General features: G+C 67.1%; 1 protein-coding gene (cut by a window edge). It reads left to right on the plus strand.

The features are described 5' to 3' along the window. On the plus strand, window positions 1–26,761 hold the 5' portion of the coding sequence (locus FMQ63_RS02785; protein ID WP_011553654.1) for a non-ribosomal peptide synthase/polyketide synthase. Its footprint extends 9,059 nt past the window's final position; only the first 26,761 of its 35,820 coding nucleotides appear in the window; its start codon is at window positions 1–3; the stop codon falls past the right edge of the window.

Below are 26,761 nucleotides of genomic sequence, written 5' to 3' on the forward strand. Positions count from 1 at the left end.
ATGGGGAATGAGACGGACAAGAAGCCCACGCTCACGCGCGAGGAGAAGCTCGCGCTGCTCGCGAAGCGGTTGGAGAAGAAGCCCCGGCCTGCGTTGCCGCTGACGTTCTCCCAGCAACGGGTCTGGTTCCTGGTGCAGCGCGCACCCGGGCTGCCTGCCTACCACCTGCCGCTGGTCCTGGAGCTGTCCGGCCGCCTGGACGAGGCCGTGCTGGAGCGGAGTTTCCAGGAAGTGGCGCGGCGCCACGAGTCGCTGCGCACGCACTTCGGCGAGGTCTCCGGCACACCGGTGCAGTTCGTCGATCCCCAAGCACGCCTGCCGTTCACGGTGGAAGGACTGGAAGATGTCCCCGAAGCGGCGCGCGAAGCCGCCGTGCGGCAGCGCATCCAGCTTGAGCTGGAAACACCGTTCGACCTGTCCCGCGGCCCACTGGCTCGCGGGGTGTTGTTGCGCGTGGCTCCGGAGCGCCATGTGCTTCTGGTGGTGGTGCACCACCTCATCTCCGACCATGAGTCCATGGGCGTGCTCACCCACGAGATGGTGGCGCTCTATGACGCCTTCGCCCAGGGCCAGCCGTCGCCGCTGCCTGTGTTGCCGCTCCAATATGGGGACTACGCGTCCTGGCAGCGGGGCAAGCTTCGCGGTGACGCGCTCGACGCGCACCTGGAGTTCTGGCGCAAGCGGCTGGAGGGCGCGCCGCATGAACTGGAGCTGCTCACGGATCGCCCGCGGCGCTCCGCGACCGGACGGGCTGCTCAGCGCAGGGCCTTGTTGCCCGTGTCATGGGTGGAACGCCTCGAGTCGCTGGCGCAGGCCGAAGGCGCCACGTTGTTCATGGCAGTGCTGGCGGGGCTCCAGGTCCTGCTTTCTCGTTACACCGGGCAGAAGGACCTGCTCATTGGCGCCTCGCACACGAACCGGGGCAGGAAGGAGACGAAAGGGCTGGTGGGCCTCTTCGCCGAGTCGCTTGTCCTGCGAGCGGACCTCTCCGGCCGGCCGGGCTACCGTGAACTGCTGCGCCGCGCGAAGGCGGACACCGAGGAGGCCTTCGCGAACGCGCATGTTCCTTTCGAACCGCTGCTGAGTGCACTGGGCGTGGAGCAGGACCCGACGCGCGCACCGATGTTCCAGGTGCTCTTGGGGGAGAGCGACGCACCGCCACCGCTTCAAGAGGTGCAAGGGCTCGGCGTGCGCGAGCTCGACGCGGATGTGTCGAGCACCGACGTGGACCTGACCCTGATGATGTCCCGAGGCCCTGATGGCCTTGCGCTGACGGCCACGTACAACGCGGAGTTGTACGACGCGACCACCATCGAGGGACTGCTGGGCCATCTGGAGACGCTGCTCGACGCGGCGGTGACGTCACCCGACCGGCCCGTGGCGACGCTGGCGATGCTCCCGGTCGAGGAGCGGCACCGCTTGCTGGAGACGTGGAACGGAGCGAACGAGCCCCTGCCTCCGGACGCCTGCGCCCATGCATTGTTCGAAGCGCAGGTCGCGCGGACACCGGACGCCACTGCCGTGGTGTCCGGCGGCGAGTCCGTGACGTATCGCGAGCTGAACGCGCGGGCGAACCACGTGGCGGCACGCCTGCGAGCGCTCGGCGTGGGCCTGGAGTCCCGGGTCGCAGTGTGCGTGGAGCGCTCGGTCGAGTTGCTGGCGGCGTTGCTGGGTGTGCTCAAGGCGGGTGGCGCCTACGTGCCACTGGACCCGGAGTACCCAGCGGAGCGGCTGGGCTACATGCTGGAGGACAGCGGTGCTCGCGTGGTCGTGGCACGGCGGGAGTACCGCGAGAAGCTTGGCGAGGCACCAGGGCGGGTCTGGTTGGACGTGGCGTCGCTCACGCCGGACGCAGAGGGGAAGACGTCCGAGCCGACCGCCGTCGTTCCACCGGAAGCCGCGGCGTACGTGCTCTACACGTCGGGCTCCACGGGACGCCCGAAGGGCGTGGTGGTGCAGCACCGCTCACTGGTGAGCTTCATTCGCGCGGAGTGGCAGGTTTGCCCGGTGGAGCCGGGCGACCGGGTGCTCCAGTTCGCGTCCATCAGCTGGGATACGAGCGCGGAGGAGATCTATCCGTGCCTCACGCGCGGCGGCACGCTGGTACTGCGCACGCCCGAGATGCTGGACGTCCCGGAGGTCTTCCTGGCCCGGTGTGAAGCGGCCGGCATCACCCAGCTCAACCTGCCCACGGCCTTCTGGCATGAAGTGACGGCGAGCCTGGATGAAGGCAAGGCGCGCCTGCCCTCGGGCTTGAAGTGGGTGGTTATCGGTGGCGAGCGCGCCGTCCCCGCGCGGGTGTCGCAGTGGCGGCAACGCGTGGGCCACGCGGTGCCTCTGCTGAACACGTACGGCCTCACCGAAGTGACAGCGGTGGCCACGGCCGTGGACCTGACCACCGACACCGAGGACTCCGGGCGCGAGGTAGCCATTGGCCGGCCGCTGACGAATGTCCGCATCTACGTCCTCGACGGGGAGTTGGAGCCAGTGCCCGCGGGCGTGGTGGGCGAACTGTACGTCGGTGGTGAAGGTGTGGCGCGCGGGTATCTCGGCAGGCCGGAGTTGACGGCGGAGCGGTTCGTTCCCGCGCCGCAAGGGGACGGGGCGCGGCTGTACCGCACCGGCGACAAGGCGCGATGGCGGCGGGACGGCGTACTGGAATACCTGGGCCGGGGTGACTCGCAGGTGAAGGTGCGCGGTCATCGCATCGAGCCCGGTGAGGTGGAGTCGGCGCTGCTCGGGCAACCGGGCGTGCGCGAGGTGCTGGTCGTGGTGCGCGAGGACGCACCGGGCGACAAGCGGCTGGTGGCCTACGTGGTGCCGCGCGATGGACGCCTGCTGGAGGGCGGCGAGGTGCGTGCGGGCCTGGAGTCGCGCCTGCCGCGGTTCATGGTGCCGCAGGCGGTGGTGGTGCTGGAGCGGCTTCCGCTGCTTCCAAACGGGAAGGTGGACCGCAAGGCGCTGCCCGCGCCGGAGGCGGTACGGGAGTCTCGAAAGGAGGCGCACGTCGCGCCTCGCACGCCCGTGGAGCAGATGCTCGCGGGCTTCTGGGCGGAGGTGCTGCGCCTGGAGACAGTGGGGCTGCACGACAACTTCTTCGAGGTGGGCGGACACTCGCTGCTGGCAATGCAACTGGTCGCGCGGGTCCGTGAATCCTTCCGAGTGGACCTACCCCTGCGCGACGTCTTCGAGTCGGCCACGGTGGCGGCGCTCGCGGAACGGATTTCCAGGGCGGTGGCGACCGCGGGCATTCCGGCGCCTCCGTTGAAGCGGATGGAGCGCGGTGGCACGGCTCCGTTGTCGTTCGCGCAGCAGCGACTGTGGTTCCTGGCGCAGCTCGACCCGGCGAATACGTCCTACAACCTCTGGGCGCCTGTGCGCGTGACGGGGGCGCTGGACGTCGGTGCGCTGGCACGGAGCTTCGAGGCGTTGGTCCGCCGGCATGAGGCGCTGCGCACCACGTTCCGCGCCGAAGGTGGCTCGCCGGTGCAGGTCATCTCCGCGGAGACGCAGGTGCCGCTGGAGGTGGTGGACCTGTCCGTGTTGCCAGAGGGCGAACGCGAGGCCTCGGCGAAGGCTCGGACTGAGGCGGAAGTAGGCCGCCCGTTCCAATTGGAGCAGGGGCCCTTGCTGCGTACGGTACTGCTCAAGTTGTCCGAGCAGGAGCACGTGTTGGTGCTGGTGATGCACCACATCGTGTCGGACTACTGGTCCATGGGCATCCTCGTCCGGGAGGTGGCCGCGCTCTACGAGGCATTGTCCCAGGGGCGGCCGGCACAACTGCCCGAGCTGTCCGTGCAGTACGCGGACTTCGCGATGTGGCAGCGCGATTGGCTCAAGGGGCAGGTGCTGGAGTCACAGCTCGCGTACTGGCGGAAGCAGCTTGCCGGGGCGCCGCGAGCGTTGGAGCTGCCCACGGACAAGCCGCGACCCGCGACACAGACGTTCCGGGGCGCGAACCTCCATGTCCTGTGGCCGAAGGCGCTGTGGCGTGAGGTGGAGTCGCTCGGCCGACGCGAAGGCGTGACACCCTTCATGGTGTTGCTGGCCGCGTTCCAGACGGTGCTGTCGCGCTACTCGGGCCAGGACGACGTGAGCGTGGGGGCTCCCATCGCAGGGCGTTCGCACTCGGAGACGGAGGGGCTGATTGGGTTCTTCGTCAACACGCTGGTCCTGCGGTCGAAGTTGTCGCCCGCGCTGAGCTTCCGCGCGCTGCTGGGGCAGGTCCGCGAGGTGACCCTGGGCGCCTATGCACACCAGGACGTGTCATTCGAGAAGCTGGTGGAGGAACTCCAACCCGAGCGTGACCTGAGCCGCAGCCCGTTGTTCCAGGTGACGCTGACTCTTCAGAACACCCCTGCCGCCGAAGTCCAGCTGAGGGGCATCACCCTCAAGGGGCTGGCGGCGGAGGAGAAGACGTCGAAGTTCGATCTGTCACTGGTTGTGGAGGAGGTGCTGGACGGCGTCGTGGCGATGGTCAACTACAACAGCGACCTGTTCGAGGCCGGGACGATGGACCGGATGCTCGGACACTTGAGGGTGCTGTTGGAGGCCGCCGTCGCCGCGCCGGAGCAGCGGCTGGCCGAGCTGCCGTTGATGGGGAGTGAAGAGCGGCAGCGACTGGTGAAGGAGTGGAGCGGGACGGCGTCGGAGTACCCGCGCGATGCCAGCCTGAGTGTCCTCTTCGATGCGCAGGTTCAGCGGACGCCGGACGCGGTGGCGGTGGAGTACGAGGACCGGCGGTTGACGTACGCGGAGTTGAGTCGCCGTGCAAACCAGCTAGCGCATCACCTGAAGGGCATGGGCGTTGGGCCGGAGGTGCGGGTGGGGCTGTGCGTGGAGCGCTCACTGGAGTTGGTGGTGAGCGTGCTGGGCATCCTGAAGGCAGGGGGCGTGTACGTGCCGCTGGATGCCAGCTATCCGCTGGAGCGACTGGCGTGGATGAAGGCGGAGGCCGGCGTCGCATTGCTGGTGGCGCAGGAGAAGCTGGCGGACGAGGTAGCTGCGGGTGGCGAGCTGGTGGTGTGCGTGGACACGGAGTGGGACACGCAGATTGCCCTGCAACCGGAGGTCGCACCGAGCACGCATGTGGGAGGGGGCAACCTGGCGTACGTGATGTTCACGTCGGGAAGCACAGGGAAGCCAAAGGGCGTGGGCGTGCCTCACCGAGCAGTGTCACGCCTGGTGCTGGGAACGGACTTCGCTCACTTCGGGCCGGAGGAAGTGTGGCTGCAACTGGCGCCCATTTCCTTCGATGCATCGACGCTGGAAGTGTGGGGCGCGCTGCTGCACGGCGCGAAGCTGGTGGTGTACCCGGCGGGGACGCCGTCGCTGGAGGAGTTGGGCCGCAAGCTGAAGTCGTCAGGCGTGACGTCGCTGTGGCTGACGGCGGCGCTCTTCGAGCAGATGCAGGCGCGGCAGCCAAAGGCCCTGGACAGTGTCCGCCAGTTGCTGGCGGGTGGCGACGCCTTGCCGGTGTCCCGTGTGAAGGAGCGGCTGGCAGCAGGTGGCCTGCTCATCAACGGGTACGGCCCAACGGAGAACACGACGTTCTCCAGCACGTACCGGATGGAGAGGCCGGAAGAAGTAGGTGCCTCGGTGTCCATTGGCCGGCCGGTGAAGAACACCGTGGCTTACGTGCTGGACGGGGTAATGCGTCCAGTTCCGGTGGGGGTGCCGGGTGAGCTGTACGTGGGTGGAGATGGCCTTGCGGTGGGGTACGTGGGACGCCCGGAGCTGACGGCGGAACGCTTCGTACCGAATCCGTACGGCGAAGGAGAGCGGCTGTACCGCACGGGGGACATGGTGCGGTGGCTGGGGAACGGGACGCTGGAGTTCCTGGGCCGAGCGGACACGCAGGTGAAGGTGCGTGGGTACCGGATTGAGCTGGGTGAAGTGGAAGCGGCGCTGGCCCAGCACGGTGGTGTCAACGAAGCCGTAGTGGTGGCGCGGGAGGATGGAGGCGAAGGCAAGCGGTTGGTGGCCTACGTGACGGCGCAAGAGGGCGCGGAACTGGCGTCCAGCGCGCTGAGAAGCCACATGAAGCAGCGGCTACCGGAGTACATGGTGCCGTCAGCGTACGTGGTGCTGGAGTCGTTGCCGCTGACGCCGAACGGCAAGGTCGACCGAAAGGCGCTGCCCGCTCCAGAGGCACAAGGGCCGAAGACGGCGCACTTCGAGGCGCCTCGCACGGCGACTGAGCAGAAGCTGGCGTCCATCTTCACCGAGGTGCTGAACGTCGAGCGCGTCGGGCTCGACGGAGATTTCTTCGAGTTGGGTGGCCACTCGTTGCTGGCCACCCAGTTGGTGTCGCGCGTGCGCGAGTCCTTCCAGGTGGAGCTCCCCCTGAGGGACGTCTTCGAATCGCCGACGGTGGAGAAGCTCGCTCTCCGGCTGGAGGAAATGCAGGCGGGAGCTTCATCCCTTCACGCACCGCCCCTGAAGCGGAGCCCTCGGTTGGGGGCACTGCCGCTATCGTTCGCACAGCAGCGGCTGTGGTTCCTCGAACAGCTGGAGCCAGGGAGCCCCGTCTACAACATCCCCTTGGCCATCCGGCTTTCGGGCGCTCTGCGAGTCGATGCACTGGAGCGCGCGCTTCGTGAGTTGGTGCGGCGCCACGAAGTCCTGCGAACGACGTTCCGCTCCGAGGGCGGGACGCCCGTACAGATCGTCTCCCACCAAGCGGAGAATGCACTGCCGGTGGTGGACCTGTCGTCGCTCTCGTCCGAGGCGGCCGAAGCGGAGGTCGATCGATTGCTGCGTGAGGAATCCCTCCGCGGATTCGACCTCCCCAGCGGACCGTTGCTGCGCACGCGATTGCTGAAGCGCTCCGAGGCGGAGCATGTGCTCCTGGCGAACATGCACCACATCGTCTCGGACGGATGGTCCATGGGCGTCATCGTCCGGGAACTCGCGGCGCTCTACGGGGCCTTCCGCGAAGGACAGCCGTCGCCGCTGCCTGAACTGGACGTGCAATACGGTGACTTCTCCGCGTGGCAGCGCGCGTGGCTGGAGAGTGGCGCGCTTCAGCGGCAACTGGACTGGTGGCGTCAGCAGCTCGAAGGAGCCCCTCACGTCCTCTCGATTCCCACGGACAGGCCGCTGCCCGCGGTTCAGACCTTCCGAGGCGCGAATCTCCCGGTGAGCATCCCACCGGCGTTGTCCTCAGGCGTGAAGGCACTGGCGCAGCGGCATGGTGCAACGCCGTTCATGGTGCTGCTGGCGGGCTTCCAGGTATTGCTGGCCCGGTACTCGGGGCAGGACGACCTGGTGGTGGGAACGCCCGTCGCCGGACGTAACCGCGCGGAGACAGAAGGGCTCATCGGCTTTTTCGTCAACACCCTGGCGCTGCGGGCACGCGCGTCCGCTGAGAAGCCGTTCCTCACGCTGCTTCGCGAGGTGAAGGATGCGGCGCTGGGTGCCTACGCGCATCAGGACGTTCCATTCGAGCAGCTCGTGGAAGAGCTTCAGCCGGAACGCACGCTCAGCCACTCGCCGCTGTTCCAGGTGATGTTCTCTCTGCAGAACACGCCGGTGCCGGAGGCGCTCGTGCCCGGGCTCTCGATGAGCGCGATGGACACGGAGATCGGCGCCGCGAAGTTCTTCCTGACGCTGGCGTTGGAGGACCTGCCGGACGGCTTCTCTGGCGTCTTCGAGTACAACGCGGACCTCTTCGAACCGGCCACCGTCCAGCGCATGGCCGCGCACTGGCTCACGCTGTTGGAGGCTGCCGTGGCCTCCCCGGACCGCCGTTTGTCCGATCTGCCGCTGCTCTCTCCTCTAGAGCGGCACCAGCTCCTGGTGGAGTGGAACGACACCACAACGGAGTATCCACGCGATACGCCCGTGCACGTTCAGTTGGCGGACCTGGCGACGCGCATTCCGGAAACGGTGGCGCTCGCTTGGGAGGGGGGGCAGCTCACTTTCGCTGAGCTGATGGCGCGGAGCCGCTTGTTGGCGGCGCATTTGCGGAGCTTGGGAGTGGGCCCCGAGGTCCGGGTGGGCCTCTTCGCGCGCCGATCGCCGGAGTTGGTGGTGGGACTGCTCGCCATCCTGGAGGCCGGTGGTGCCTGGGTGCCGCTGGAGCCGGACGCTCCCCGTGAGCGGCTGGCGCGCATCCTGGAAGACGCGGCGCCCGCGGTACTCCTCACCCAGCGGGCGTTGCGAGACTTGGTGCCCGCGACCTCGATGCCCGTGGTGGTGTTCGAGGATGACCTTGGGTCAGTCGCCGCTGGGGCTTGGGAGGCGAGCGCGGTCGCGGACAACGCCGCCTACGTCCTCTTCACCTCGGGGTCCACGGGACGTCCGAAGGGCGTGCTCGTCTCCCACCGCGCATTGGCGCGACACACGGCGTGGTTCATCGCCGCGTTGAAGCTGGGCACGGGAGACCGGGTGTTGCAGAAGGCCTCTGCTGGCTTCGACGCTGCGGTGCCCGAGCTGCTGGCCACGCTGGTCTCTGGTGCTCGGCTGGTCATCGCACCGCCTGCTGCCGAGAGCGACACCGAGGTGCTGCTGGCCGCGTTGGAACGCCAGCAGGTCACGATGCTCCAGTTGGTTCCGTCGCAGCTTCGCGTCCTGTTGGCGCACGAAGATGTGGCCCGAGCCGCGGGCTTGAGGGTTCTGGTATCCGGGGGCGAGGCGCTGCCGGTGGAGCTCGTTCATCAGGCTCGGGAGCGGTTGCCGTCCACGCTCATCATCAATGCGTACGGACCGACCGAGACCACGGTCGATGCCACGGCCTGGCTGGGAGGCGACCTGAGCGAAGGCCCCTTCGCGCCCATTGGCCGACCCATCGCGAACACCCAGGCGTACGTCCTGGATGCACAGGGCCAGCCGGTCCCCGTGGGCGTCCCGGGTGAACTCTTCGTCGGTGGAGATGGCCTGGCTCGCGGGTACGTGGGCCGGCCAGACCTGACGGCGGAGCGTTTCGTGCCGGATGCCTTGGGACGTATGCCGGGTGCCCGGCTCTACCGCACGGGTGACCAGGTGCGGTGGCGCTCGGGGGGCTCGCTGGAGTTCCTGGGCCGCGTGGACACGCAGGTGAAGGTGCGTGGTCACCGCGTCGAACCCGGCGAGGTGGAGGTGGTGCTTGCGGAGCACCCGGCCGTCCACGTCGCCGTGGTGGTGTCGCGGAAGGACGCTTCGAATGAGACGCGGCTCGTGGCCTACGTGGTGCCAGGCGATGCGTCAGGCGCGGTGGATGCCACGGCGCTGCGGGCTTTCCTGGCGGAGCGTCTGCCTTCGGCCATGGTGCCCTCGTGGTTCGTGGTCCTGGAGTCGCTGCCGCTGCTCCCCAGCGGAAAGGTGGACCGTAAGGCGCTGCCCGCACCCGACGTGGACGTCAGCGAGCGACAGTACGTCGCACCCCGCACCCCGACGGAAGAGCTGCTGTGTGGCTTCTTCAGCAGGGTGCTGGGCGTGGAGCGGGTGGGCATCCACGACGGATTCTTCGAGCTGGGGGGCCACTCGCTCCTCGCGACACAGCTCGTCTCGCGGGTGCGTTCGGCCTTCCGGGTGGAGCTCGCGCTGCGGGAGTTGTTCGAGGCGCCCACGGTAGCGGAGCTGGCGCGTCGCATCGATCAGGCGAAGCGGTCTGGGGCCGAGATGCCGATGCTTCGGAGCCCGGCGGTGCCACGCGCACGTGAGCTGCCCTTGTCGTTCGCGCAGCAGCGACTTTGGTTCCTGGATCAACTCCAGCCAGGAAGTGCGTTCTACAACGTGTCCGCGGTGGTGAAGTTGACCGGCCCGCTGGACCCGATCGCACTGGAGTGGAGCTTCGAGGAACTGGTGCGCCGCCATGAGTCGCTGCGGACGACCTTCCGGGCCAAGGATGGAACCCCGGTGCAGGTCATCTCGGCCGAGCCGACGCTCGCCTTCGCTGTGGTGTCCCTGGAAGCGCTGGATGACACCGAGCGCGATGCCGCTGCGAAGCGCTTGGCTGAAGAGGAAGCCCAGCGGCCCTTCGACCTGAAGAAGGGGCCGTTGCTGCGAGCCACGTTGCTACAGTTGCGAGAGCGGGAGCACGTGCTGGTGCTGGTGATGCACCACATTGTGTCGGACGAATGGTCCATGGGCATCCTCGTGCGCGAGGTGTCCGCGCTCTACGAGCCGCTGTCCCAGGGGCAGCGCTCCTCGTTGCCGGACCTCCCGCTTCAATACGGCGATTACGCTGTCTGGCAGCACGAGTGGCTGGCAGACGACGTGTTGGAGGCGCAGCTCGGATACTGGCGACAGCAGCTCGCTGGGTCGCCGAGTGCGTTGGCGTTGCCCACGGACAAGCCTCGCCCGGTGATGCAGACGTTCCGCGGGAGCATGCAAGAGGCGCTCTGGCCCTCCGAGCTATGGGCCGCGGTGAAGGCGCTCGGACAGAGAGAGGGCGCGACACCGTTCATGGTGCTGCTCGCGGCCTTCCAGACGGTGCTGTCGCGCTACTCGGACCAGGACGACGTGAGCGTGGGCTCGCCCATCGCGGGCCGCACACGTGAAGAGACGGAGGGGTTGATTGGCTTCTTCGTCAACACGTTGGTGCTGCGGACGAAGGTCTCCCCTGTGTCGAGCTTCCGCGAGCTGCTCGCTCAGGTACGGGAGGTGACGCTGGGTGCGTATGCGCACCAGGACGTGCCGTTCGAGAAGCTGGTGGAGGAGCTTCAGCCCGAGCGTGACCTGAGTCGCAGTCCGCTGTTCCAGGTGACGCTGACGCTGCAGAACACGCCTTTCTCCGAGGTCCAACTGCGGGAGCTGACGCTGACGGGCGTCGACGCCGAGGAGAAGACCTCGAAGTTCGATTTGTCGCTGCTCGCGGAAGAGGTGCCGCACGGGCTTTCCGTGGCGGTGAACTACAACAGCGACCTGTTCAAAGCCGCGACGATGGAACGGCTGCTGGGGCACCTGCGGGTGTTCCTGGATGCCGCTGTGAGCGCTCCAGAGACGCGGCTGCTCGACCTGCCGTTGATGGGGAGTGAAGAGCGGGAGCGACTGGTGAAGGAATGGAGCGGGACGGCGTCGGAGTACCCGCGCGATGCCAGCCTGAGTGTCCTCTTCGAGCAGCAGGTGCAGCGGACGCCGGACGCGGTGGCGGTGGAGTACGAGGACCAGCGACTGACGTACGCGGAGTTGAATCGCCGTGCCAACCAGCTTGCACATCACTTGAGGGGGATGGGCGTTGGGCCCGAAGTGAGGGTGGGGCTGTGCGTGGAGCGCTCGCTGGAGTTGGTGGTGAGCCTGCTAGGCATCCTGAAGGCGGGAGGCGTGTACGTGCCGCTGGATGCCAGCTACCCGCTGGAGCGACTGGCGTGGATGAAGCAAGAGTCCGGCGTCGCGGTGCTGGTGGCGCAGGAGAAGCTCGCAGACGAGGTAGCTGCGGGTGGCGAGCTGGTGGTGTGCGTGGACACGGAGTGGGACTCGCAGATTGCCCATCACCCGCAAACCACGCCGAGTGCCAACGTGTGCGGCGGAAACCTTGCGTACGTGATGTTCACGTCAGGGAGCACGGGGAAGCCGAAGGGCGTAGGCGTTCCGCACCGAGCGGTGTCACGCCTGGTGCTGGGGACGGACTTCGCGCACTTCGGGCCAGAGGAAGTGTGGCTGCAACTGGCACCGATTTCCTTTGACGCATCGACGCTGGAAGTATGGGGCGCACTGCTGCACGGCGCGAAGCTGGTGGTGTACCCGGCAGGGACGCCGTCACTAGAGGAACTAGGCCGGAAGCTGGAGTCTTCAGGCGTGACGTCGTTGTGGCTGACGGCGGCGCTCTTCGAGCAGATGCAGGCCCGGCAGCCGAAGGCGCTGGCCAATGTCCGCCAGTTGCTGGCGGGTGGCGACGCCTTGCCTGTGTCTCGTGTGAAGGAACGACTGGCGGCAGGTGGCCTGCTCTTCAACGGGTATGGCCCGACGGAGAACACGACGTTCTCCAGCACGTACCGGATGGAAAAGCCCGAGGAAGTCGGGGTGTCGGTGTCCATCGGCCGGCCGGTGAAGAACACCGTGGCTTACGTGCTGGACGCGGGGATGCGCCCGGTGCCGGTGGGCGTGCCGGGTGAGCTGTACGTGGGCGGAGACGGGCTGGCAGTGGGGTACGTGGGGCGCCCGGAACTGACGGCGGAGCGTTTCGTACCAAGCCCATTCGGCGAAGGAGAGCGGCTGTACCGCACGGGGGATGTGGTGCGGTGGCTGGGGAACGGGACGCTGGAGTTCCTGGGCCGAGCGGACACGCAGGTGAAGGTGCGGGGTTACCGCATCGAGCTGGGCGAAGTGGAAGCGGCGCTGGCCCAGCATGGTGGCGTCAACGAAGCCGTAGTGGTGGCACGGGAGGATGGAGGTGAAGGCAAGCGGTTGGTGGCCTATGTGACGGCGCAGGAAGGGGCCTCGCTGGACACAGGTGCGCTGCGGAGCCACATGAAGCAGCGACTACCGGAGTACATGGTGCCGTCGGCGTATGTGGTGCTGGAGGCGCTGCCGCTGACGCCGAACGGCAAGGTGGACCGCAAGGCGCTTCCTGTCCCGGATGCCCAGGGCCCGAAGGCAGCGCACTTCGAGGCGCCTCGCACGGCGACTGAAGAGAAGCTAGCGTCCATCTTCGCTGAGGTACTGAACGTCGAGCGCGTCAGCGTCGACGAAGACTTCTTCGAGCTGGGTGGCCACTCGCTCCTGGCCACGCAGCTGGTCTCGCGCGTCCGCGAAGCCTTCCACGTCGAGTTGCCTCTACGGGACGTCTTTGAGGCGCCCACGGTAGAGAAGCTCGCCCAGCGGCTCGAGACGGAACCGAACGGCACGCAGGTGCTTCATGTGCCGCCGCCGACGCGAGTTGAACGAACCGGGTCGCTGCCCCTGTCGTTCGCGCAACAGCGGCTGTGGTTCCTCGACCAACTGGAGCCGGGTAGTTCGTCCTACAACATCCCTATCGCAGTGACGCTGACGGGGACGGTGCAGGTGGACGCGCTGGAGCAAGCCTTCAAGGCGCTGGTGCTTCGGCATGAGTCGCTGCGCACGACCTTCCAGAGCAGCGGTGGTGAGCCGGCTCAGGTCATCGCCGAGGAGTCAGAGGTCCAGCTGCGAGTGGTGGACCTGCGCGACCTGTCCGAGGCTGACCGGGCCCCGGAAGTCCAACGCCTGATCTCCCAAGAGGCAGCGCATCCGTTCAACCTGGCGCGCGGCCCGCTGCTGCGAACGGTATTGCTGAAGCTGTCCGAGCAGGAGCACGTGCTGGTGCTGGTGATGCACCACATCGTGTCGGACGGCTGGTCCATGGGCGTGCTCGTCCGCGAGGTCGCCGCGTTGTATGAGGCGTGCTCGCAGGGCCTGTCGTCACCGCTGCCGGAGCTTCCGCTCCAGTACGCGGACTACGCGGTGTGGCAGCGCGAGTGGCTCCAGGGAGAGGTTCTGGAGTCACAGCTCGCCTGGTGGAAGGGGCAGCTTCAGGGGGCCTCGCAGGCACTGGAACTGCCCACGGACAAGCCGCGTCCCGCGGTGCAGACCTTCCATGGCGCCAGCCGGGATGTGCAGTGGCCGCGCGACCTGTGGGAGTCGGTCAAGGTGCTCGCGCATCGTGAAGGCGCCACGCCGTTCATGGTGCTGCTCGCGGCGTTCCAGACGGTGCTGTCGCGCTACTCAGGGCAGGATGACCTCTGCGTGGGCTCGCCCATCGCCAACCGCACCCGGGCCGAGACGGAGGGGCTGATTGGCTTCTTCGTCAACACGCTCGTTCTTCGTGCTCGACTCGATGGGAACCCCACGTTTCGGGAGTTGCTGGCTCAGGTTCGCGAACGGACGCTCGGCGCGTATGCGCATCAGGACATCCCGTTCGAGCGACTGGTGGAGGAACTCAAGCCGGACCGCGACTTGAGCCGCAGCCCGCTCTTCCAGGTGATGTTCATCCTGCAGAACACGCCCACCGTGGAGCTGCACCTGCCGGGCCTGACGCTGGCGGGAATGGATGGTGACTCGCGCACGTCGAAGTTCGACCTCACCCTGGAGCTGACCGAGACGCCGCAGGGGTTGTCGGTCAGCGCCGTATACAACAGCGACCTCTTCGAGCCCGTGACGATGGACCGGCTGATGGGCCATCTGCGCGTGTTGCTGGAGGCCGCGGTCCAGACGCCGGATGCTCGGTTGGGCGAACTGCCGTTGCTGGGCGCAGTGGAGCAGCGCCGGTTGCTCGTGGAGTGGAACGACACCCGCAGCGACTTCGTTCCCAACACCATCCAGGCCCTCTTCGAGGCTCAGGCCGCGAAGACGCCTGAAGCGCTCGCGGTCGTCGCCGAAGACTCACGGCTGACCTACGAGGCGCTGAACCAGCGGGCCAATCAACTGGCGCATCAGCTGCGTTCGCTGGGCGTCGGTCCGGATGTTCCGGTGGGCTTGTACCTGGACCGCTCCGCCAGTGCGGTGGTGGGCCTGTGGGGCATTCTCAAGGCGGGTGGTGCCTATGTGCCGCTGGACGTCACATTCCCCGTCGAGCGCATCCGAAGTGTGCTCTCGGACGCGGGTGCCCAGGTGCTGGTCACGCAGGCGGCCCTGGCGGAGGTCCTGCGCTGGGGCGCGGGCGGGGTGGTCCGTCTGGATGCGGACGCGTCTTCTCTATTGGAACGGAGCGAGCGCAACCCGGAGCCCTCGGCGGCGCCGGAGAACCTTGCCTACGTCATCTTCACCTCTGGCTCCACGGGGCGGCCGAAGGGCGTGGCCATCGAGCACCGGCAACTGGTTCATTACGTAAAGGGCGTCTCGTGCCGGCTGGACCTGCCGGAAAGCGCTTCGTTTGCTTCCGTGTCCACGCTGGCGGCGGACCTGGGCCACACCGCTGTCTTCCCCACGCTCTGCCAAGGCGGCGCGCTGCATCTCGTGTCTCGTGAATGCGCGTCGGACCCGTCCGCCCTGGCCGAGCTCTTCGAGCGCGAGGCCGTGGACTGCCTGAAGATCGTCCCCGCTCACTTGCAGGCGCTCCTGGCCTCTGGGAATCCCGAGCGGGTGTTGCCGCGTCAGCGTCTGGTGCTGGGCGGTGATGTCTCGGATTGGGCACTGATGGACCGGGTGCACGAACTGTCGCCGGACCTGGAGGTGTTCAATCACTACGGGCCCTCCGAGACGACCGTGGGTGTGCTCACGCTCCAGGTGGAGCGTGGGCCTCAGGGGCGTGTGTCGGCGTCGGTGCCGCTGGGGCGGCCCATTCCCAACGCGCGCGTCTACGTGCTGGATGCGTACCTGCGCCCGGTGCCCGTGGGCGTTCCGGGAGAGCTGTGCATTGGTGGAAGGACCGTGGGCCGCGGCTATCTGGGCCGGGTGGACCTGACGGCCGAGCGCTTCGTGCCGGACGCGTACGCGGAGGATCCGGGTGCGCGGATGTACCGGACGGGAGACCGGGCACGGCTGCTCGCGGATGGGCGGGTGGAGTTCCTGGGCCGAACGGATGACCAGCTCAAGGTTCGCGGCTACCGCGTGGAGATGGGCGAGGTGGAAGCGGCGCTGGAGCGGCACCCCTCGGTGCGTGAGTCGGTCGTGGTGGCTCACGAGAGCGGGACAGATGGCAAGCGCCTGGTGGGCTACGCCGTGCCGAAGCCGGGCCACACACTGGAGGTCGATGCGCTTCGTGACTTCCTGGGCCAGACGCTGCCTGACTACATGGTTCCGCAGGCCCTGGTGGTGCTGGAGGCGCTGCCGCTGACGCCCAACGGCAAGGTGGACCGCAATGCGCTGCCAGCGCCGGACTTCCAGTCCGTGGATGCCGAGGCTTTTGTCGCGCCACGCACGGCCACGGAAGAACTGGTGGCGGGGCTGTTCTCCGAGGTGCTGGGGCTCGACCGTGTGGGGATCCACAGTGGCTTCTTCGAGCTGGGAGGGCACTCGTTGCTGGCGACGCAGGCCATCTCCCGCATTCGTGGCGCCTTCGGTGTCGAGCTGCCCCTGAGAGACCTCTTCGAGGCACCCACGGTGGCTGCGCTCGCCGAGCGGGTGGACCGTTGGGTGCGCGCCGGAGCGGGCTTCGCTGCGCCTCCGTTGAAGCCCCGGGCGGGACTGACGAGCGTCCTGCCGCTGTCGTTCGCGCAGCAGCGCTTGTGGTTCCTGGAGCAGCTCGCGCCGGGGAGTGTCTTCTACAACGTGCCGGCGGTGGTGAAGGTGTCGGGGCCGCTTGACGTGGCCGCACTGGAACGCAGCTTCGACGCGCTGGTTCGTCGCCATGAATCCTTGCGGACGACTTTCCACGCCGACGGTGGGACGCCCGTGCAGGTCATCGCGCCTGTGGGGCAGGTGGTGTTCACGGTCGAGGACCTGAGCGGGCTCCCTGATGCGGAGCAGGAGGCACAGCGCCGAGCGGACGTCGAGGCGCTTCGGCCGTTCGATCTGGCCAAGGGACCCTTGCTGCGGACCATGCTGCTTCGCCTCGGGGAGCGCGAGCACCTGTTGGTGCTGATGATGCACCACATCGTGTCCGACGGCTGGTCCATGGGTGTCCTCGTGCGAGAGGTCGCGGCGCTGTACGAAGCGTTCTCCCAGGGCCGTCCATCACCCTTGCCTGAACTGGCGGTGCAGTACCCGGACTATGCGGTGTGGCAGCGGGAGTGGCTGAAGGGCGAGGTGCTGGAGGCGCAGCTCGGGTACTGGAAGCAACGTTTGGAAGGGGCGCCCGCGGCACTGGAGCTGCCGACCGACAAGGCGAGGCCCGCCGTTCAGACGTATGGCGGCGTTTTGCGGCACGAGGTGTGGCCGAAGGCGCTCTGGCGCGACATGGAGGCGCTCGGCCGTCGTGAAGGTGCGACGCCGTTCATGGTGTTGCTGGCTGCGTACCAGTGGGTGCTGTCCAAGTACGCGGGGCAGGAGGACGTGTGCGTGGGGGCTCCCATCGCGGGGCGCGCGCAAGGCGAGACGGAGGGGCTGATCGGCTTCTTCGCGAACATGCTGGTGCTGCGGACGAAGGTGTCCCCGGCATCAACCTTCCGTGAGCTGCTCGCTCAGGTGCGGGAGGTGACGCTGGGTGCGTATGCGCACCAGGACGTGCCGTTCGAGAAGCTGGTGGAGGAGCTTCAGCCCGAGCGTGACCTGAGTCGCAGTCCGCTGTTCCAGGTGACGCTGACACTGCAGAACACGCCCGTGACGGAGGTGAAGCTTGGGGACGGCCTCACGCTGTCTGGCGTGGAGTCGGAGGGGCGGACGTCGAAGTTCGACTTCTCCCTGGTGGTGGAGGAAGTGCAGGGCGGCGTGGTGGTGGCGGCGAACTACAACACCGAGCTGTTCGAAGCAGAGACGGTGCGCCGGCTGCTCCACCATCTGCGGACCCTGCTGGAGGCGGCCATCGCAGAGCCGGCGAAGCGGCTGGCCGAGCTGCCGTTGATGGGCAGTGAGGAGCAGCATCGACTGGTGAAGGAATGGAGCGGGATGGCGTCGGAGTACCCGCGCGATGCCAGCCTGAGTGTCCTCTTCGAGCAGCAGGTGCAGCGGACGCCGGACGCGGTAGCGGTGGAGTACGAGGACCGGCGACTGACGTACGCGGAGTTGAATCGCCGTGCCAACCAGCTAGCGCATCATCTGAAGGGCATGGGCGTTGGGCCCGAGGTTCGGGTGGGGTTGTGCGTGGAGCGCTCGCTGGAGCTGGTGGTGAGCGTGCTGGGCATCCTGAAGGCAGGGGGCGTGTACGTGCCGCTGGATGCCAGCTATCCGCTGGAGCGACTGGCGTGGATGAAGCAAGAGGCGGGCGTCGCGGTGCTGGTGGCGCAGGAGAAGCTGGCGGACGAGGTAGCCACGGGTGGCGAGCTGGTGGTGTGCGTGGACACGGAGTGGGACACGCAGATTGCCCTGCAACCGGAGGTCGCACCGAGCACGCATGTGGGAGGGGGCAACCTGGCGTACGTGATGTTCACGTCGGGAAGCACAGGGAAGCCAAAGGGCGTAGGCGTGCCTCACCGAGCAGTGTCACGCTTGGTGCTGGGAACGGACTTCGCTCACTTCGGGCCGGAGGAAGTGTGGCTGCAACTGGCGCCCATTTCCTTCGATGCATCGACGCTGGAAGTGTGGGGCGCGCTGCTGCACGGCGCGAAGCTGGTGGTGTACCCGGCGGGGACGCCGACGTTGGAGGAACTGAGCCGCAAGCTGGAGTCGTCCGGCGTGACGTCGCTGTGGCTGACGGCTGCGCTCTTCGAGCAGATGCAGGCGAGGCAGCCGAAGGCCCTGGCCAGCGTCCGCCAGTTGCTGGCGGGTGGCGACGCGCTGCCGGTGTTGCGGGTGAAGGAGCGGCTGGCAGCAGGTGGCCTGCTCATCAACGGGTATGGCCCGACGGAGAACACGACGTTCTCCAGCACGTACCGGATGGAGAGGCCGGAAGAAGTAGGTGCCTCGGTGTCCATTGGCCGGCCGGTGAAGAACACGGTGGCCTACGTGCTGGACATGGGGATGCGCCCGGTGCCGGTGGGGGTGCCGGGCGAGCTGTACGTGGGCGGAGACGGCCTGGCAGTGGGGTACGTGGGACGCCCGGAGCTGACGGCGGAACGCTTCGTACCAAGCCCATTCGGTGAGGGAGCGCGGCTGTACCGCACTGGGGACGTGGTGCGGTGGCTGGGGAACGGGACGCTGGAGTTCCTGGGCCGAGCGGACACGCAGGTGAAGGTGCGTGGCTATCGGATTGAGCTGGGCGAAGTGGAAGCGGCATTGGCCCAGCACGGTGGTGTCAACGAAGCAGTCGCGGTGACACGCGAGGACGGGAGCGAAGGCAAGCGGTTGGTGGCCTATGTGACGGCGCAGGAAGGTGTCTCGCTGGAAACGGGTGCATTGCGGAGCCACATGAAGCAGCGGCTACCGGAGTACATGGTGCCGTCAGCGTACGTGGTGCTGGAGTCGTTGCCGCTGACGCCGAACGGCAAGGTGGACCGCAAGGCGCTGCCCGCCCCGGATGCCCAGGGCCCGAAGGCAGCGCACTTCGAGGCGCCTCGAACGGCGACTGAGCAGAGGCTGGCGTCCATCTTCGCCGAGGTGCTGAACGTCGAGCGCGTCGGACTGGAGGGGGACTTCTTCGAGTTGGGCGGACACTCGCTGCTGGCAACGCAGTTGGTGTCGCGAGTGAGGGAAGAACTCCAGGTAGAGCTCCCGCTGCGAGACATCTTCGAATCCTCCACAGTGGGGAAGCTGGCCGAACGGATTGACGCATCCCGCGGGACGGCAGCGGCCGAGGTTCGAGCACCACCCCTGACGCGCGCTTCTCGGAGCGATGCGCTACCGCTGTCATTCGCGCAGCAGCGGCTGTGGTTCCTCGACCAGTTGGAGCCAGGCAGTCCGTTCTACAACGTCCCCTCCGTGGTGAAGTTGACTGGGCGTCTGCAAACGACCGCGTTGGAGGCCAGCTTCAGTGAACTCGTGCGGCGGCACGAGTCATTGCGCACGACGTTCCGTGTCAGTGGCGGTGAACCCGTGCAGGTCATCGCAACGGATCCGCTTCAGCCTTTCCAGCAGCTCGACTTCAGTGAACTGGAAACGGAGCGCGAATCCAGGGTGCGGATCTGGATCGAAGAGGAGATTCAGCGCCCGTTCAACCTGGAGACGGGCCCGCTGTTGAGGGCGACGCTGCTGAAGGAGGGGGAAGAAGCGCACGTGCTGGTGCTGGTGATGCACCACATCGTGTCGGATGGCTGGTCGATGGGCGTGTTGGTGAGGGAGTTGGTGGCGCTGTACGAGGCGTACTCGCAGGGGCGCGAGTCACCGCTGGCGGAGCTGGAGGTGCAGTACGCGGACTACGCGGTGTGGCAGCGAGGGTGGCTGAAGGGTGAGGTGCTGGAAGAGCAGCTGGGGTACTGGAGGAAGCAGCTAGCGGGTGCGCCAGCGGCGCTGGAGTTGCCGACGGACAAGGCGAGGCCGGCGGTCCAGACGTACCGAGGAGACACGCGAGGGCTGGAGTGGCCGAAGGGGCTGTGGGAGGGAGTGAAGGGGCTGGCGCAGCGGGAGAGCGCGACGCCCTTCATGGTGCTGCTGGCGGCCTTCCAGGTGGTGCTGTCGAGGTACGCGAGGCAGGAAGACGTGTGCGTCGGGACGGCGATAGCGAACCGGACGAGGGCAGAGACGGAGGGGCTGATTGGCTTCTTCGTCAACACGCTGGTGCTGCGGACGCAGGTGTCTGCGGCATCAAGCTTCCGTGAGTTGCTGGCGCAGGTGCGTGAAGTGACGCTGGGTGCGTACGCGCACCAGGAAGTGCCCTTCGAGCGGTTGGTGGAGGAGCTGCAGCCGGAGAGGGACTTGAGCCGCAGTCCGCTGTTCCAGGTGATGTTGGTGCTGCAGAACGCGCCGGGAGGAGCGGTGAGCCTGCCGGGGCTGAAGCTGGAGGCGGCGGAGTCGACGGGGAAGACGTCGAAGTTCGACGTGACGCTGGGCTTGGGAGAGTCGAGCGCGGGAGGGCTATCGGGCGCGCTCGAGTTCAACAGCGACCTGTTTGAAGCCGAGACGATGGAGCGGCTTTTGGGGCACTTGCGGGTGCTCCTGGAGACTGCTGTGAGCGCCCCAGAGCTGCCGCTGGCTGAGCTGCCGCTGATGGGCCATGAAGAGCAGCAGCGGTTGGTGAAGGAGTGGAGCGGGACGGCTTCGACGTATCCGCGCGATGCCAGCCTGAGCGCCCTCTTCGAGGCGCAGGTTCAGCGGACGCCGGACGCAGTGGCGGTGGAGTACGAGGACCAGCGACTGACGTACGCGGAGTTGAACCGACGCTCCAACCAGTTGGCACACCACCTGAGAAGCATGGGCGTGGGGCCCGAGGTACGGGTGGGGTTGTGCGTGGAGCGCTCACTGGAGCTGGTGGTGAGCGTGCTGGGCATCCTGAAGGCGGGAGGCGTGTACGTCCCGCTGGATGCCAGCTACCCGCTGAAGCGGCTGACTTGGATGAAGCAGGAGGCGAGCGTCACGCTGCTGGTGGGGCAGCAGAAGTTGCTCGAGTCCATGATGCTCTCCGACACCGAGTCCAGTGTGTGTGTGGACACGGAGTGGGACGCTCAGATTGTGCATCAGCCAGAAAGCAACCTGCGTTCCAGTGTGGCCGGTGGGCATCTGGCGTACGTGATGTTCACGTCAGGAAGCACGGGGAAGCCGAAGGGCGTGGGCGTGCCCCACCGAGCGGTGTCACGCCTGGTGCTGGGGACGGACTTCGCGCACTTCGGGCCGGAGGAGGTGTGGCTGCAACTGGCACCGACTTCCTTCGACGCATCGACACTGGAAGTGTGGGGCGCACTGCTGCACGGCGCGAAGCTGGTGGTGTACCCGGCGGGGACGCCGTCACTAGAGGAACTAGGCCGGAAGCTGGAGTCTTCAGGTGTGACGTCGCTGTGGCTGACGGCGGCGCTCTTCGAGCAGATGCAGGCACGGCAGCCGAAGGCGCTGGCCAGTGTCCGTCAGCTGCTGGCGGGTGGCGACGCCTTGCCGGTGTTGCGGGTGAAGGAGCGGCTGGCGGCAGGTGGCCTGCTCATCAACGGGTATGGCCCGACGGAGAACACGACGTTCTCCAGCACGTACCGGATGGAGAGGCCGGAAGAAGTAGGTGCCTCGGTGTCCATTGGCCGGCCGGTGAAGAACACGGTGGTCTACGTGCTGGACGCGGGGATGCGGCCGGTGCCGGTGGGCGTGCCGGGTGAGCTGTACGTGGGCGGAGACGGCCTGGCTATGGGGTACGTGGGGCGCCCGGAGCTGACGGCGGAACGCTTCGTACCGAATCCGTACGGCGAAGGAGAGCGGCTGTACCGGACGGGGGATGTGGTGCGGTGGCTGGGGAACGGGACGCTGGAGTTCCTAGGCCGCGCGGACACGCAGGTGAAGGTGCGGGGTTACCGCATCGAGCTGGGTGAAGTGGAAGCGGCGCTGGCCCAGCACGGTGGTGTCAACGAAGCAGTCGCGGTGACACGCGAGGACGGCGGTGAAGGCAAGCGACTGGTGGCGTATGTGACAGCGCGCACGGGCACGAGCCTGGAGTCCAGCGCGCTGAGAAGCCACATGAAGCAGCGGCTACCGGAGTACATGGTGCCGTCGGCGTATGTGGTGCTGGAGGCGCTGCCGCTGACCCCAAACGGCAAGGTGGACCGCAAGGCGCTGCCTGCTCCGGTGACGATGCTGGGCACGCCAGGTTCCGATTATCTGGCGCCGCGTACTCCTACAGAGGAACTGATCGCTGGGATCTTCTCGCAGGTGCTGGGCGTGGAGCGGGTCGGTTCGAAGGACAATTTCTTCGAACTGGGCGGCCACTCACTGTTGGCAACGCAGATGGTGTCGCGGATTCGGAGCACCTTCCGAATCGAGCTCCCGCTCCGCGACTTGTTCGAGGCTCCCACGCTGTCGGTCCTGTCCGAGCGGGTGGACCATGCCATTCGCACGGGGGCGTCGATCACCGCTCCGCCCTTGACGCCACGAGCGGATGGGAGCTGGGTATTGCCTCCGTCGTTCGCGCAGCAGCGGCTATGGCTCCTGGATCAGATGGAGCAAGGGAGCGCCTCCTACAATGTGCCGGCCGTCCTTCGGGTAGAGGGGCCGCTCCAGGCCGAGGTGCTCGAGCGGAGCTTCGTGGAGCTCGTGCGGCGCCACGAGTCGCTGCGGACGACGTTCAGCACTCGGGATGGAAAACCCGTTCAAATCATCGCAGCCGAGCCGGTGCTGGCCTTCCGAAGCATGGGGCTGGAGTCATCGGCGGAGGCCGTGCGCACGGCGGAAGTCGCGCGTCTGGTCGAACAGGAGGCACACCAGCGGTTCGATCTCGAACGTGGCCCTTTGCTGCGCGTGACGCTCCTGAAGCTGGCAGAGCAGGAGCACGTGCTGATCCTGGTGACACACCACATCGTGTCTGATGGGTGGTCCATGGGCGTCCTCGTGCGGGATGTAACCGCACTCTACGAGGCGTTCTTGCAGGGGCGCCCCTCACTGCTACCGGAACTGCCAGTGCAGTACCCGGACTACGCGGTGTGGCAGCGGGAATGGCTGAAGGGCGAGGTGCTGGAGTCGCAACTCGCATACTGGAAGCGGCAGCTGAAGGGGGCACCCCAATCGCTGGAGCTGCCGACGGATAAACCGCGGCCCGCGGCGCAGAGCTTCCGAGGAGGACATCTCGACCAGTCCTGGCCCCTGGCCTTGTGGGAGCGGGTGAAGGCCCTGGCACAGCGTGAAGGAGCAACGCCGTTCATGGTGCTGCTGGCGGCCTTCCAGGTGGTGCTGGCCCGCTACGCGAGACAGGACGACGTGTGCGTGGGGTCGCCCATCGCAGGGCGCACGCAAGGCGAGACGGAAGGGCTGATCGGCTTCTTCACGAACATGCTGGTGCTGCGGACGAAGGTGGCCCCGGCATCAACTTTCCGTGAGCTGCTCGCTCAGGTGCGGGAGGTGACATTGGGTGCGTATGCGCACCAGGACGTGCCGTTCGAGAAGCTGGTGGAGGAGCTTCAGCCCGAGCGTGACCTGAGTCGCAGTCCGCTGTTCCAGGTGACGCTGACGCTGCAGAACACGCCCGTGACGGAGGTGAAGCTCGGAGATGGCTTGAGGCTCTCCGGTGTGGAGTCGGAGGGGCGGACGTCGAAGTTCGACCTATCTCTGGTGATGGAGGAGGTGAAGGACGGCGTCATGGCGATGGTCAACTACAACAGCGACTTGTTCGAGGCCGGGACGATGGACCGGATGCTCGGACACTTGAGGGTGCTGTTGGAGGCCGCCGTCGCCGCGCCGGAGCAGCGGCTGGCCGAGCTGCCGCTGATGGGCCGTGAAGAGCAGCAGCGGTTGGTGAAGGAGTGGAGCGGGGCGGCTTCGACGTATCCGCGCGATGCCGACCTGAGTGCCCTCTTCGAGGCGCAGGTTCAGCGGACGCCGGACGCGGTGGCGGTGGAGTACGAGGACCAGCGACTGACGTACGCGGAGTTGAATCGCCGTGCCAACCAGCTGGCGCACCACCTGAGGGGGATGGGCGTTGGGCCCGAGGTGCGAGTGGGCTTGTGCGTGGAGCGCTCGCTGGAGCTGGTGGTGAGCGTGCTGGGCATCCTGAAGGCGGGAGGCGTGTACGTGCCGCTGGATGCCAGCTATCCGCTGGAGCGACTGGCGTGGATGAAGCACGAGGCCGGCGTCGCGGTGTTGGTGGCGCAGGAGAAGCTCGCGGACGAGGTAGCCACGGGTGGCGAGCTGGTGGTGTGCGTGGACACGGAGTGGGACACGCAGATTGCCCATCATCCGCAAATCACGCCGAGTGCCAACGTGGGCGGCGGAAACCTGGCGTACGTGATGTTCACGTCAGGGAGCACGGGGAAGCCGAAGGGCGTGGGCGTACCGCATCGCGCGGTGTCACGCCTGGTGCTGGGAACGGACTTCGTGCACTTCGGGCCGGAGGAAGTGTGGCTGCAACTAGCACCGATTTCCTTCGACGCATCGACGCTGGAAGTGTGGGGCGCACTGCTGCACGGCTCGCGGTTGGTGGTGTACCCGGCGGGGACGCCGTCGCTGGAGGAGCTGGGCCGGAATCTGGAGTCTTCAGGCGTGACGTCGTTGTGGCTGACGGCGGCGCTCTTCGAGCAGATGCAGGCCCGGCAGCCGAAGGCCCTGGCCAATGTCCGCCAGTTGCTGGCGGGTGGCGACGCCTTGCCGGTGTTGCGGGTGGAGGAGCGGTTGGCGGCAGGTGGCCTGCTCATCAACGGGTATGGCCCGACGGAGAACACGACGTTCTCCAGCACGTACCGGATGGAAAAGCCCGAGGAAGTCGGGGTGTCGGTGTCCATCGGCCGGCCGGTGAAGAACACCGTGGCTTACGTGCTGGACGCGGGGATGCGGCCGGTGCCGGTGGGCGTGCCGGGTGAGCTGTACGTGGGCGGAGACGGCCTGGCAGTGGGGTACGTGGGGCGTCCGGCGCTGACGGCGGAACGCTTCGTACCAAGCCCATTCGGTGAGGGAGAGCGGCTGTACCGCACGGGGGACGTGGTGCGGTGGTTGAGGAACGGGACGCTGGAGTTCCTGGGCCGCGCGGACACGCAGGTGAAGGTGCGTGGCTATCGCATCGAGCTGGGCGAAGTGGAAGCGGCGCTGGCCCAGCACGGTGGCGTCAACGAAGCCGTGGTGGTGGCACGCGAGGACGGGAACGAAGGCAAGCGGTTGGTGGCCTACGTGACGGCGCAGGAAGGTGCCTCGCTGGACACGGGTGCATTGCGGAACCACGTGAAGCAGCGGCTGCCGGAGTACATGGTGCCGTCAGCGTACGTGGTGCTGGAGTCGCTGCCGCTGACGCCAAACGGCAAGGTGGACCGCAAGGCGCTTCCTGCCCCGGATGCCCAGGGCCCGAAGACAGCTCACTTCGAGGCGCCTCGCACGGCGACTGAGGAGAAGCTGGCATCCATCTTCGCCGAGGTGCTGAACGTCGAGCGCGTCAGCGTCGACGAAGACTTCTTCGAGCTGGGTGGCCACTCGTTGCTGGCAACGCAGTTGGTGTCACGCGTCCGCGAGTCCTTACAGGTGGAACTCCCCCTGAGGGACGTCTTCGAATCTCCGACGGTGGAGCAACTGGCCCTCAAGCTGGGCCACGAACAGGTGGGGGGCTTGATGCCCCAGGCGCCACCACTGAAGCGGGCTCTGCGCCAGGGGGCATTGCCGCTATCGTTCGCTCAGCAGCGACTGTGGTTCCTCGACCAACTGGAGCCTGGCAGCGCCTTCTACAACGTGCCGGTCGCAGTGAGGCTCACCGGCGTCCTCGACGTTGCAGCGTTGCGCCGTAGCTTCGATGAGTTGGTTCGCCGACACGAATCGTTGCGAACCACCTTCCGTGCTCAGGACGGGATGCCCGTCCAGATTGTCTCCGACACTGCATCGAACCGGTTGGAAGTCTTGGCGCGCGGAACTCCGGACGATGGTGAAGGAGGGCTGGAGACAAAACGCCTCGCGGAGCAAGAGGCGCTTCGCCCGTTCAACCTGGAGACAGGGCCGCTGCTGAGGGCGACGCTGCTGAAGGAGGGGGAGGAAGCGCACGTGTTGGTGCTGGTGATGCACCACATCGTGTCGGACGGCTGGTCGATGGGCGTGCTGGTGAGGGAGTTGGTGGCGCTGTACGAGGCGTACTCGCAGGGGCGCGAGTCACCGCTGGCGGAGCTGGAGGTGCAGTACGCGGACTATGCGGTGTGGCAGCGAGGGTGGTTGAAGGGTGAGGTGCTGGAAGAGCAGCTTGGGTACTGGAGGAAGCAGCTAGCGGGTGCGCCAGCGGCGCTGGAGTTGCCGACGGACAAGGCGAGGCCGGCGGTCCAGACGTACCGAGGGGACACGAGAGGGCTGGAGTGGCCGAAGGGGCTGTGGGAGGGAGTGAAGGGGCTGGCGCAGCGGGAGAGCGCGACGCCCTTCATGGTGCTGCTGGCGGCCTTCCAGGTGGTGCTGTCGAGGTACGCGAGGCAGGAAGACGTGTGCGTCGGGACGGCGATAGCGAACCGGACGAGGGCAGAGACGGAGGGGCTGATTGGCTTCTTCGTCAACACGCTGGTGCTGCGGACGCAGGTGTCTGCGGCATCAAGCTTCCGTGAGTTGCTAGCGCAGGTGCGTGAAGTGACGCTGGGTGCGTACGCGCACCAGGAAGTGCCCTTCGAGCGGTTGGTGGAGGAGCTGCAGCCAGAGCGGGACTTGAGCCGCAGTCCGCTGTTCCAGGTGATGTTGGTGCTGCAGAACGCGCCGGGAGGAGCGGTGAGCCTGCCGGGGCTGCAACTGGAGGCGGCGGAGTCGTCTGCGAAGACGTCGAAGTTCGATTTGACGCTCGGCTTGAGTGAGACGGATGAGGGCCTTTCTGGAGGCCTCGAGTTCAACAGCGACCTGTTTG

Origin of the sequence: Myxococcus sp. CA005, from assembly GCF_006518205.1 — a bacterium.
Classification (GTDB): domain Bacteria; phylum Myxococcota; class Myxococcia; order Myxococcales; family Myxococcaceae; genus Myxococcus; species Myxococcus xanthus.